Genomic DNA, 11,814 nt, shown 5'->3' on the forward strand with positions numbered 1-11,814 from the left:
CGCAGCGCGTCACCGAGATCGCACCATTGCGGCTGCAAGGGTTCGGCCACGACCAGGGCGACGATGTCCTCGAGGGCGACCCCCGGCAGCTCCTGCCGCCGTCCGCAGCGGCAGACCAGGGTTATGCGGGGGCCGTCGACGACGATCAGCCAGTCGCGCTGCTCCCCGCACGCGCACTCGACCGCCGGCTGGGGCTGCACTCCGTCGGCCTCGTGGCGCAACCGCAAGCGAATCGGCCCGGCGGTGCGCAGCAACCACAGCGACGCCAAAGTACCCGGCACGGCGCTCTCCCTCTCGCTGCTGCGGCGACGTCATCCGAGCTTTCCCGGGACGACACTTGCACGACTACCGCCCGCCTGTAAACCCTTTAGCAGCGCTCAAGCGCCCTTCTGTCGCCGAACGAGGGTTGCCGACACGGTGAGGCGCTGATATCGACAGGCGCTGACGCAACGGGGAAACGGAAACACAGGATCGCCGGGTTCGGCGGCGCCCCGGCTATCGGGGGCGCACCAGCAGACTCTGCGTGCCGACGCCGACCGGGCCCCCGAGATCGTGCAGCGCGGTGATCGCCACACCGGCGCCCGTCGGCCCGATCACGGTTTCCGCGTCGAGCGCGAACCAGTCGCCCGCCGGCTCACGGTACAGATGCAGCGTTAGATCGGTATTGATAAATAGCCACTTCTTGATGTCGAGTCGGTGTGACACTCCGCTGCCCGAGTCGGCGATCGAGCACAGCCGCTGCAGCGGCGTGCTCCGCTCCCCCTCCACCACGTCGACCAGCGGACGCCCCCACACCGTCGCCCGCCCCGTGCCGCTCAACCCCTCGCCGAAGGCGCGCCACTCGATCGCGTCCAGATAGCCGCGCCCCCACCCCGACGGCATCGCCAACGGTTCGGCTGCATCCGGCGGCGCCAGCGCGGCGGGTCCGCCGCCGACCACGCCCGCCGTGTCCGTCCGGGCGATCCGCCAGGCGTGCGCCCGCACCACCGGTCGCGCCTCGCCACCGGTCCCGTCCGCGGCGACACAGAGCTCTGCGGACAGCAGCTCCACCGCGCGGCCCGGCCGTTCGACCGCTGCCCGCACTGTCAGCTCGCCGACCGGAACCGGCCCGAGCACCTCGTAGACCAAGCGAGCCAGCGCGGCATCCGGCCGCGGCGCGCACCGCTCGAGCTCGCGCACCAGCAGCGCGGCGGGCGGGCCCATGTGCTGGGCGTCCGACGACCACGGCCCGGCCGTGTGCGGCGTCGCGCGGTACCGGTCCTCGCCGATGCGCTCGTAGAACGCTCCACCCATCGCCGACCTCCCCGTCGAAACGTCGTGCCGACCGCCGTCCGCGCCCTGGTCAGGCTCGGTGCTGCGGACTGCCGCCGGCGATCAGCATGAGCACCCGCTCCGCCGGCACCGGCCGCGAGAAGTAGTAGCCCTGCCCGGTGTCCGCACCCAGCTCGAGCAGCTTGCGCGCCTGCGCCTCAGTCTCCACGCCCTCAGCGGTCAGGCTCATCCCGTAGGCGTGCGCGAGAGTGATCATGCTGGTCACGATCGGCTCCTCCGACGGCGCCCCCGGGCCGGCGCCCGACGCCGGAAGCAGACCCTTGACAAACGAGGAGTCGATCTTCAGCGCGTGCGCGGGCAGCCGCCGCAGATAATTGAGGTTCGAATAGCCGGTCCCGAAGTCGTCGATCGCGATCCGCACCCCGAGGTCGGCCAGCGCCCGCAGCCGGTCGACCGCCGGCAGCCCGCCCTCCCCCGGGTCCATCACGGCGCTCTCGGTGATCTCCAGGATCAGCCGCTCCGGCGCGAGCCCAGAGCTCTCCAGCGCTTCGCGCACCTCGTGCACGAAGCCGGGGTCGCGCACCTGCGGCACGGCCACGTTCACCGAGACCGACACCGCTTCGCCGTCCGGGCCGGCCGGCCACAGCGCCGCCTCCGCGGTCGCCCGCCGCAGCACCCAGCGCCCGAGCGCGACGATCGTGCCGGACTCCTCGGCTAGCGGAACGAACTGGCTCGGTCCCAGCAGGCCGCGCTCCGGGTGGTTCCACCGCACCAGCGCCTCGAACGACCGCACGGCGCGCTCGTGCCCGTACCCGCCACCGCCGAGCTCGACGATCGGCTGGTACTCCACGAACAGCTCGCCGCGCTCCAGGGCGGTCGGCAGGGCCTGCGAGAGGGCGTGCCGTTCGACCTCCCGCGCGTCGCGCTCGGGGTCGAACACGGCCCACCGGTCCCGGCCCCCGGACTTCGCCCAGTACAGCGTGATGTCGGCGGCACGCAGCAGCTCGGTCGGCGCCGAACCGGCCACCGGGCACCGCGCGATCCCCATGCTCGCGGTGACCGACAGCTCCCGCCCCTCCAGCCACAGCGGGCGCCGCACGGCCTCGAGGACCCGGGCCGCGAGCCTGGTGTCGCTGCACGGCTTTTCGCCGCTGTCGGATTCGACGCCCTTCGTGGACAGAACGCCGTTGCCTTGTCCGACGCCGCCACCTGATGCAGCGTCAGTGGTTGACGCAGCGTCACCGAGGAGGATCGCGAACTCGTCCCCGCCCATCCTGGCCACCAGATGCCCGTACGGGGCGGCGACCTCCCTCAGCCGTTCGGCCATCTCGATCAGCAGCCGGTCGCCGGCGTCGTGCCCAAGGGTGTCGTTGACGCCCTTGAAACCGTCGATGTCCAAGAAGCACAGACCGATCGGCACCGGCTTCGCGCCGTCCTGCCCTTCCAACAGCGTGGTCAGCCGGTCCTGAAGCTGCGCCCGGTTGGGAAGGCCGGTCAGCGGATCGTGGTTGGCCTGGTGCCGTAGCCGCTCGTTGAACTGTCTGCGCTCGGTCACGTCCTCGAACACGCCGATCAGCAGCGCGACTTTGCCGTCCTCGCCGACCACGCTGCTGGCGCGCATCTTGACCCAGACCAGCTCGCCGTCGGGCAGCGTGAAGTACTTCTCGCCGCTCATCTGCCGGCGCCGCCCGGTCAAAAGCGCCTCGTACTGCTCCCAGTACTCCGGCGGGTCCGTCGGCAGCCTCAGGTCCCGCACTTCCACGCCGCGCACCGAGCGTGCGTCCTGGCCCATCATGCGGGCCAGCGGCTCGTTCACCTCCAGCATCCGGCCTTCGGCGTCGGCGATGCCGATCCCGAGCGGGGCGCTGCGGAAGACGGCGCGGAACCGGGCCTCGCTGGTGCGGTGGGCGGTGAGCACGGCGTTGCGGATCGCCTCCTGCTCGCCGCGGGTGCGTTCGCGCAGCGCCTCGGCGTAGCCGGCGGCCAGACCCGCGCACAGGGCGGTGGCGGAGGTGCGGTCGAGATCGGGCAGCAGGTGCTCGGCAAGCACCGTGATCGAGGAGGCGAGAGATTCGGGGTGGGTGTGGTGGGTGTCGATGAGGGCGGTGCCGATCGCCAGGCCGGCCTTGCGCGCCGCCTCGCGGCCGCCGTGCGCGTCGGCCGCCCAGTCGGACAGTGTCGAGGCGAACGCCAGCGCCTGCCCCGCGGTCATCGGCACCGAACTGGCCTGGGCCAGGACCCGTGCCCACGCGGCGGGCAGGTCTTCGGGCGGCGGTCCGCCGGCGCCCGGGCTCACCGACGCCGCCCGGCAGCGCGGCGGTGCGGGACGTCGCAGCGCGCGTCATACATCCGGGCGGTGGCGGGCACTTCGATCTCGACCTCGCCGGGGGCCCGGTGGGGGCAGTACGGCACGGTGGCGCCCTTTCTCCCGGGTTCGCCGGTCAGCGCGGGTAACCCCGGAGTTGTGATCACCGCACCGACACTCCGACGGATCATACGATGAGCAGGGCCGCCGATATAAGGCCCCGGCCTCAGGGCGTGATGGAGCGTTCGGAGCGCGCCGGTCGGCGACGTCCGCCGACGGTCGTCCCCGAGGCGCGGACGTGCGGGTTCACCGAGCACGTGACAAGTGATACCACGGTGGCACATCTGTGCCAATCGTGAAGTAGAACTACGTATGGGAGTAGGGTGCACACCCCGTTTCCGGACGGGTTCGCTACGTGACGGTGCTTGTTGCGCTCTCGGGGTTGACGGGGCTTCATAGCGGCCGTAGATCGCGCGGCGGGGAGAAAGACGGTCACTGCCGTGCGATCTTCCGCCGCCGCCTCGGCCAACTCCGAGAGCGCGTTCTCTATAGCGCGCGTTCGATCACGACAGTGGTGTGATGGTCGACCGCGCCTCAAGGCACGCGACCCTCAAGCGCCGATGTGCGTCAGCTGCGTCGCGCCGCCGCCCCGTTCGCCCACCGCCGACCGCGCGCGGTGCTGTCCGGTCGCCGGCGCGGTGGCGCGGAATGGCCCGGACCCTCCGGGAACGGCCAGGTCAGCGTGATGCCTCCGCCGACCGGCAAGGCGTGCCAGCGCGGCGCCACCCGATCGAGGCGGTCGCAGATACGGTCGAGCAGGGGTGCGCCGAGCTGCTCCGGGGTGAGCTGGTCAAACCACGCGGGCGGCGCGGAACGGTGGCCCGCGCGCAGCTGCCAAAGCGACTGGCTCAACGCCGCCAGCCGCTCGGCGAGCATCATGTCCGCCCGAGCCGCGGGAGGCGCCTTGCGTTTGCGTGCGCGCCGACGGTCTCCGCGGATCTTGGTCACGTCCTCGGGCCGGAAGATGCCGCTCTCCCCCGCGGCCAGGCTGCCGAACACCGCCCCGCGCAGGCCCGCCTCGGCCTCCACCACGAAATGCACCAGGTCGTGGGGTAGATACGGGTCGAAGCCGGGGCCCTGCCGAGCGGCCAGGCGGGGTCCGACCGCGCGCTCGATCGCCACGCTGTAACGGCGCTCGCCGGTCCTGGTGAACGTCACTTGCATGCCCACGACGATAGAAAGCCGCGGCGGAATCCGCACTCGAATATCCGGCGCGGGTGGGAAGCGGCCGGGCCGGACCCCGCACGATCGCGTGACGTGCGGGAACCAGAAGCGGATCACGCGCGTTATGTCCGACAGGACATGCGGGGACGGCGCAGTGCCTGAAACCACCGATGAATGAGAAGCCCCATGGATGAGAACCGCGCGCTGAAGGTCGTGGACGCGCTACGCGAGCGCGGCGTGAACGCCCACCTGGCCAGGGAGGGCGTGTACCAGATCGGCATCCGCGTCAGCCTGCCCGACGGACGCGAGGCGGTCTGGGACACCGACGACACCCCCGGCCTCGAAGCGCAGGTGATGCAGGACGGGATGCTGGTCGGCTACGTCCCGGCGATCGAGGGCTCCGAAGACTTCGACCTGGCGCAGACGGTCGACGCGATCGCCCGCACCGACTACGACAAGCCGATCGCCCGGCAGCGGGCCGCCGCGCCGCCCCCGGCCGCGCCGCTGACGCCGGAGGGCGGCGTTTTCCGCCGGTTCCTCGGCGGCTTCCGCGAGCGCTGAGCACCCCGCCGCGAACGCCCGCTCGTGCGGTGTCCACTAACGTTCACCGGGTTGACGAAGCCGGGCGACCACTTCGTTCGCGGTGCCTGCACCCGGTCAGGGTTGGTGGACACCGCGCTAGCGAACCTGACGGGGCGTTCGCGGCGACCGTAGCGGTCCCGCTTAGTCGTGGTGGAAGACCTCAGGGATCTCCAGCCACTGCTCCCCATCCGGGGTCCCCTCGAGCCGCTGCTGGCAGGGGTCCGTCAGCTTCCACCACCGCTGCGTCGCCGGGTCGGCGGCCATCTTGCGCATGTCGGCGTCGAAATCCCGGCCCACGTACTCGAAGTAGCTGAACAGCAGATCGCCGTGCCGGAAGATCGAGTAGTTCCGGATGTTGCACGCCGTGATCATGTCGAGCACTTCGGGCCACACCGCTTCGTGCAGCTTCAGATACTCCTCGGCGTGCTCCGGCCGCAGCCGGATCACCTGCCCGATCCTGTGTACGCCGGTCGGCGTCTCGTCGCTCACGGTGCGGGCCCTTCCAGCTTCGTCGCCAGTGCGACCAGAAGCATAGGGCCGCCGCAGGTCTCGGGCACCCGGCCCGAGGCCGGTACCAGGGCCCGCTATCGGGGCAGCCGCAGCCACGCCGCCGTGTCGCTCGGCAGCAGTCCGTTCTCGAGCGGTTCGCTGGCCAGCAGCACGCCGTCGTGCGCGGGCAGCTCCACCGGGGCGGAGGAGAGGTTCACCACACAGGCCACGTCGTCGCCGCGGCGGAACGCGAGCACCCCGTCGGCCGCGGGCAGCCACGCCAGCGACTCGCGCTCGGAGCGCAGCGCCGGCTCGGTCCGGCGCAGGTGGAGCGCGGCGCGGTAGAGCTCGAGCATGGAGTGCGGGTCTTCGCTCTCCGCCTCGACGGTGTAGTCCTTCCACGCGCCGGGCTGCGGGAGCCAGGGCTCGCCGCGCGAGCCGTCGGGGCTGAACCCGAACGGCGGCTCGTGGCCGGACCAGGGCAGCGGCACCCGGCAGCCGTCCCGGCCCGGGTCGACGCCGCCGGTGCGGTGGAACATCGGGTCCTGACGCGCCGCGTCCGGCAGATCCTCCACCTCCCACAGGCCCAGTTCCTCGCCCTGGTAGATGTACACCGACCCGGGCAGGGCCATCGTGAGCAGCGCCGCCGCGCGCGCCCGGCGGGTGCCGAGGTCCAGGTCCAGCGGCAGGCCGTGGCGGCGGTCGCGGTCGGCGAACGCGAAACCGGTGTCGGTGCGGCCGTACCGGGTGACATGCCGGGTCACGTCGTGGTTCGACAGCACCCAGGTGGCCGCCGCGCCGACCGGGGCGTGCGCGGCGAGGGTCGTGTCGATCGTGCGGCGCAGTGCGGCGGCGTCCCAGCTGCACTGGAGGAAGTCGAAGTTGAACGCGGTGTGCATCTCGTCGGGGCGCAGGTACGCCGCGAAGCGCAGCGGGTCCGGCAGCCAGATCTCCCCGATCAGTGCCCTGCCGCCGGGGTAGCCGTCGGCGACCGCGCGCCACTCCCGGTAGATCTCGTGGATGCCGTCCCGGTCGGTGTACGGGTGCTGAGCTTCCGGCGCCGGGCCGTCGGGATCGGCGTCGGCCAGGAACGGGTCCTTGACCAGCACCGCGGCCGAGTCGATCCGGATCCCGTCCACCCCGCGGTCCAGCCAGAAGCGCAGGATGCTGAGGAACTCCTCGCGCACCTCGTCGTTCTCCCAGTTGAAGTCGGGCTGCTCCGAGGCGAACAGGTGCAGGTACCACTGGCCGGGGGTACCGTCGGGATCGGCGACCCGGGTCCAGGCCGGCCCGCCGAAGATCGAGGCCCAGTTGTTCGGCGGCTGATCCCCGCCGGGCCCGCGGCCGGGCCTGAACCAGAACCGGGAGCACTCCGGCGAGCGCGGCTCGGCGGCCAGCGCAGCCTGGAACCAGGGGTGCTGGTCGGAGCAGTGGTTCGGCACCACGTCGATGATGACGCGGATGCCGTGCGCGTGCGCGTCGGCGATCAGCGCGTCGGCCTCCGGCAGGTCGCCGAACACCGGATCGATGCCGCGGAAGTCGGCGATGTCGTAGCCCGCGTCCGCCATCGGCGACGGATACCAGGGGTTGAGCCAGATCGCGTCGACACCGAGGCCGGCCAGGTAGTCGAGCTTGTCACGCACCCCGCGCAGGTCGCCGATCCCGTTGCCGTCGCTGTCGGCGAAGCTGCGCACGTAGACCTGGTAGATGGCGGCGTCGCGCCACCACAGCACGCCGCCGTGCAGCTGCTCGGTACTGGTAGCCAGAGCGTCGCCGTTCAGGTACGCCGCGGCGCTCGGCTGCTCCGGAGCGAGCGGGCGCGGGGAACCCTCCGACGAGGCCGGGCCGGCCCACGGCGCAGAAGTGACAGAGTGCGCGGAGCTGTCCGCGTGCGGGGGGCGGTCCGCTCGTTGGGGACCGCCCGGCTGCACAGGGCCTGTCGGGCGCTCGGGGCGGTCTCCGTCCCGCCCGGTGAGGACGGGAGCGGGGCGGAGGGGCTGGGAGCCGTGCGGGGTCACGGTGGCGGTGCTCCTTGTCGGCGGGCGCGCGGTGTGGGTCCGCGCGGGCTTTTGGGCCTGTTACTTTTGCTACCCGGCGCTGCCGGCCTCAGCCCTTGAGGCTTCCGGCGGTCAGCCCGGCCATGATGTTGCGCTGGAAGATCAGGAAGAACAGGATCGTCGGGATCGAGGCGATCGCCAGGGAGGCGATCAGCACGTTCTCCGGCATCCCGGAGTTGAGGGTGTAGAGGCCGACGTTCACGGTCTGCTTCGACCGGTCCGACAGCATCAGCAGCGGCCAGAGGAAGTCCTTCCACACGTTGACCACGGCGAAGATCGACACCACGCCGAGAATCGGCCGGGACATCGGCAGCACCACCGACCACAGCGCGCGCAGCGGCCCGGCTCCGTCGATCGCCGCCGCGGCCAGCAGGTCGCGCGGGATCGAGTCGAAGAAGCGCTTGAGCAGGAAGATGTTGAACGCGTTGGCGACCGTCGGCAGCCAGATGCCCCACGCGCTGTTGCTGAGGTTCAGGTGCAGCAGCGGCAGGTTGATGGCGGTGAGGTAGGTCGGCAGGATCAGGACGGTGCTGGGGATCATCAGGGTGGCGAGCATGAGGAACAGCACCGCGTTGCCCATGATCGGCCGCAGTTTGGACAGCGAGTAGGCCGCCGCGACGTCGAAGACGAGTTGCAGCAGCAGCGCGCCGCCCGCGTAGTAGACGGTGTTGAACAGCAGCCGGCCGAGGTTCATCTCGTGCCAGGCGGTGGTGTAGTTGGAGAACTGGAACGTGCTCGGAAACAGGGTCGGCGGGGTCTGGATGATCGCCTGGCTGGACTTGAGCCCGCCGGACAGCATCCAGTACAGCGGGAACAGGAAGACCAGCGCGAACAGCGGGATCATGATCCACACCGTGGCCCAGTAGGCGATCCGGCCGCCGCGGCGGCTCAGCTGCGCCCGCGAGATCAGCGTGCGGGTCTGGGTGTCGAAGGCTGACATCGGCGGCTAGTCCCCTTCCCGGTCCCGGCTCAGCCACAGGTAGGCGCCGGAGAACCCGATGAGCACCAGTAGGAGCATCAGGCCCAGGGCTGCAGCGCTGCCGTAGTTGCCGAAGTTGAGCATGTACTCGACCAGCAGGTACACCACGGTGGTCGTCGAGCCCTGTGGTCCCCCGCCGGTGAGCAGGAACGGCTCGAGGAACACCTGCATGGTCGCCACGATCTGGAGCATCAGCATCAGCGAGAGGATCAGCCTGGTCTGCGGGACGGTCACGTGCCAGATCCTGCTCAGCACGCCGGCCCCGTCGATCTCGGCCGCCTCGTACAGGTCGCCCGGGATGCCCTGGAGCGCGGCCAGGTAGATCAGGGTCGCGCTGCCCATGTTGATCCAGGTGGAGAACAGCACCAGGGAGAGCATCGCGGTGTGCGTCGAGTCGAGCCACTGCGAGGTCGGCAGGTGCAGGAATCGCAGGATGCTGTTGAAGAGGCCCGGGCCCGGGTCGTAGAACCACTTCCACAGGAACGCCGCGGCCGCCGGAGGCATCATCACGGGCAGATAGACCAGCAGCCGGAAGTAGGATCTGGCGTGCCGCAGCTCGTTGAGGACGATGGCGGTGACGAACGGGACGGCGTAGCCGAAGATCAGCGCCAGCCCGGCGAACAGCGCGGTGTCTTTCCACGCGGTCCAGAACTCCGGGTCCTGCATCACGTGGTCGAAGTTGCGCAAGCCGACCCAGCTGGTGTTCCCGGCGAAGTTGGTCTTCTGGAAGCTCATCACGATCTCCCGGACCATCGGGTACCAGGAGAAGACCGCGAAGCAGATCAGCGCGCCCGCCAGGAAGAGGTAGCCCGTGGCGGTCTGCCGCAGCCGGCGCTGCATCCGTCCGCCGCGGCCGGCCGGCGCGGGCCGCGCCGCGCCGGGGCGCAGCCGGCCGAACACCGGGGGGCGGGGTGCGGGGCCGCCCGGCCGTGCCCGCCTGCCGCGGGCCGGCGTCAGCGCGTCGGATCCGCGCGGGACGTTGATCGTCGACATCTGCTTCGTTTCTGGTCGGCCGCCGTGCGTGCGACGGGCGGTGAACGGTGCACGGGACGCGCCGCGGCGGGCGGCGGGGCTCTGGTGCGGCGGGCTGTGGTGCGCCGCCTCCCGGGTGCGTTGTGGGAGCACCCGGGAGGCGGGCAGCCCCTCCCCCCGGCCTGAGTACCGGGCGAACCGGCTACTACTGGGCGTTCGCCAGAATGCTGTTCACCTGCGTGGTGGCCTGCGAGAGCAGCGAACCGGGATCGGCGCTCTGGTTCGTCAGCACCGCGGACATCACGTTGTCGAGCACCTTGTAGATCGCCTGGGCCTGCGGCGGCTCGAGGTTCGCCTTCAGCTGCGGCGTGGTGGCGATGTACGTCTGGTAGTTCGTGGTCGGCAGGTCGGCGTACTTGGCCTTGGCGGCGGCGTCCGCGGTGGCGGTGGCGCCCAGCCACAGGTCGGGCTGGGGCAGACCGACCGGCTGGCCCGCGGCGGCGGCGCGCTGGTAGTTGAACTGGCCCTGGCCCGGGGTCAGGTTCTCGTACTCGAGCCAGAGCAGCCCGGCCTTGATCTGCGCCGCGCTGTCGTGCTTGTTGAACATGTAGCCGTCGCCGCCGACCAGGGTGCCGGGGGTGTTGGTGCCGTCGCCGGGCATCGGGCCCATGCCGAGGTTGGCGAAGCTGCCCTTGAACTGGTCGTGGATGGTGGTGACGTTGTCCGGGGCGCCGATGTACATGCCCAGCTTGCCGGAGGCCATCATGGTCGGCAGGTCGGCGTACTGGAGCAGCTGCTTGCTGCCCATCGTGTTGTCGGTCCAGCGCATCTGCTTGAGGTTGTTGAGCACGGCGATGCCCTGCGGCGAGTTGAACGCGGCGGACTTGCCGTCAGCGGAGACCATGGTGCCGCCGAGCGAGTAGATCTCGGCGGTGAAGTGCCAGCCGCCGGTGTTGCCCGCGCTGTAGTCGCCGTAGCCGACGGTGCCGTTGCCGAGCGCGGTGATCTTCTTGGCGTCGGCGGCGACCTCGGCCCAGGTGGTCGGCGGCGAGTTGGGGTCGAGGCCGGCCTGGGTGAACAGGTCGCGGTTGTAGACCAGGCCCATCGAGTAGTTCGTCTTCGGCAGGCCGTACACGTCGCCGTTGCCGTTCTGCTGGAAGACCGCGCGCACGGCGGACTGGATGTCCGTGTAGTGCGGCACTGTGCTGACGTACTGCTGGATGTCGGCGGCCTGGCCTGAGGCGATCACCTTGGCCGCGTCGGTGAAGTAGAGGTAGAACACGTCGGCCATCTGGCCGCTGGCCAGCTTCGCGGTGAACGTGTTCGGGTCGTCGCAGGGGTACGAGTCCTGGCTCTCGATCGTGATGTTCGGGTGCAGCTTCTCGAACGAGGCCACATCCGCCACCCAGTTGGCCCGGTCGGCCGGCTGCGTGGTGGGCGGCTCACAGTCCACCGAGATCTTCACCGGGCCGGTGTCCGCGGCGGCGGGGGTGCCGCTGTTGCCGGAGCTGCTGCACGAGGCCGTGGCGGCGAGCGCGAGCCCGGCTATGACGAGAGTCGCGACGTTGCGAGGTCTCATAAGGGGGTTCCTCCTGGGTGTGCGGGACGACACGTGGGAGCCGATTGCGCACAACGTACAGAGCGGAACACGCGATAGCAAGAAGTCGGTGTAGAAGCTGCAAATTTTTGACAGTTTCGCATTATCGCAGCTCACTTCGATGCGGCGGCCAAGAAATTAGCACGAAACCAGGACATTCCGCCCCGGCACACACGTGAGATAAGGCCACCGATCGACGTAACAATTCGGTAAAGCGAACTCAAGACATTGCGCCGACGTGCGCGATCGTTGAGCAACGCGGTCAAAAACGTGCACGCCGGGTGTCGTCACCGCGAACGGACGAAACTCGGACGACGGCGACAGCCGCCCGCCCCGC

At 70.5% G+C, this 11,814-nt stretch carries 10 protein-coding genes and 1 pseudogene; 1 reads left to right on the forward strand and 10 read right to left on the reverse strand.

The window, feature by feature from the left end; all coding sequences use genetic code 11:
* The 5 genes and pseudogenes from VGZ32_RS27755 to VGZ32_RS27775 all read right to left on the reverse strand — a co-directional run.
* A pseudogene (locus VGZ32_RS27755) lies at window positions 1-281 on the reverse strand (hypothetical protein); the annotation flags it as partial.
* A gap of 214 nt (window positions 282-495) precedes the next feature.
* Window positions 496-1,293, reverse strand: a complete 798-nt coding sequence (locus tag VGZ32_RS27760) for a thioesterase family protein (RefSeq protein ID WP_326889188.1) — start codon at window positions 1,291-1,293, stop codon at window positions 496-498.
* A gap of 49 nt (window positions 1,294-1,342) precedes the next feature.
* Complete coding sequence (locus VGZ32_RS27765) at window positions 1,343-3,568, reverse strand: putative bifunctional diguanylate cyclase/phosphodiesterase (RefSeq protein WP_326889189.1); 2,226 nt, start codon at window positions 3,566-3,568, stop codon at window positions 1,343-1,345.
* Window positions 3,565-3,744 (reverse strand): hypothetical protein, encoded by a 180-nt coding sequence (locus tag VGZ32_RS27770; RefSeq protein WP_326889190.1) that lies wholly within the window; start codon window positions 3,742-3,744, stop codon window positions 3,565-3,567. The genes VGZ32_RS27765 and VGZ32_RS27770 overlap by 4 nt, the downstream gene beginning before the upstream one ends.
* Before the next feature lie 460 nt (window positions 3,745-4,204).
* Window positions 4,205-4,801 carry a hypothetical protein gene (locus VGZ32_RS27775; RefSeq protein ID WP_326889191.1) on the reverse strand — a complete coding sequence of 199 codons (597 nt, stop codon included), beginning with the start codon at window positions 4,799-4,801 and terminating at the stop codon, window positions 4,205-4,207.
* Between the two features lie 186 nt (window positions 4,802-4,987).
* Here VGZ32_RS27775 and VGZ32_RS27780 point away from each other — a divergent pair, with 186 nt between their 5' ends.
* Entirely contained in the window at window positions 4,988-5,362 is a 375-nt protein-coding gene (locus VGZ32_RS27780; protein WP_326889192.1) for a hypothetical protein, read from the forward strand.
* Between the two features lie 162 nt (window positions 5,363-5,524).
* Here the strand turns inward: VGZ32_RS27780 and VGZ32_RS27785 are convergent, their stop codons facing one another.
* The 5 genes from VGZ32_RS27785 to VGZ32_RS27805 all read right to left on the reverse strand — a co-directional run bounded on the left by VGZ32_RS27785 (window position 5,525) and on the right by VGZ32_RS27805 (window position 11,459).
* The gene (locus VGZ32_RS27785; protein ID WP_326889193.1) at window positions 5,525-5,872 is read right to left on the reverse strand and encodes an L-rhamnose mutarotase; all 348 of its coding nucleotides are present in this window, start codon (window positions 5,870-5,872) and stop codon (window positions 5,525-5,527) included.
* A gap of 95 nt (window positions 5,873-5,967) precedes the next feature.
* Window positions 5,968-7,653: a glycoside hydrolase family 13 protein gene (locus VGZ32_RS27790; protein ID WP_414642615.1), complete on the reverse strand. Its 1,686-nt coding sequence runs from the start codon at window positions 7,651-7,653 to the stop codon at window positions 5,968-5,970.
* A 325-nt stretch (window positions 7,654-7,978) separates the two neighbouring features.
* A complete protein-coding gene (locus tag VGZ32_RS27795; RefSeq protein WP_326889195.1) occupies window positions 7,979-8,869 on the reverse strand; it encodes a carbohydrate ABC transporter permease in 891 nt (296 codons plus the stop codon).
* Window positions 8,870-8,875: 6 nt separating this feature from the next.
* Window positions 8,876-9,901, reverse strand: a complete 1,026-nt coding sequence (locus VGZ32_RS27800) for a carbohydrate ABC transporter permease (protein WP_326889196.1) — start codon at window positions 9,899-9,901, stop codon at window positions 8,876-8,878.
* 184 nt (window positions 9,902-10,085) lie between these two features.
* The gene (locus tag VGZ32_RS27805; protein WP_326889197.1) at window positions 10,086-11,459 is read right to left on the reverse strand and encodes an ABC transporter substrate-binding protein; all 1,374 of its coding nucleotides are present in this window, start codon (window positions 11,457-11,459) and stop codon (window positions 10,086-10,088) included.
* Window positions 11,460-11,814 lie beyond the last annotated feature (355 nt).

Source organism: Actinocrinis sp., assembly GCF_035938995.1.
Lineage (GTDB): Bacteria > Actinomycetota > Actinomycetes > Streptomycetales > Catenulisporaceae > DASZGI01.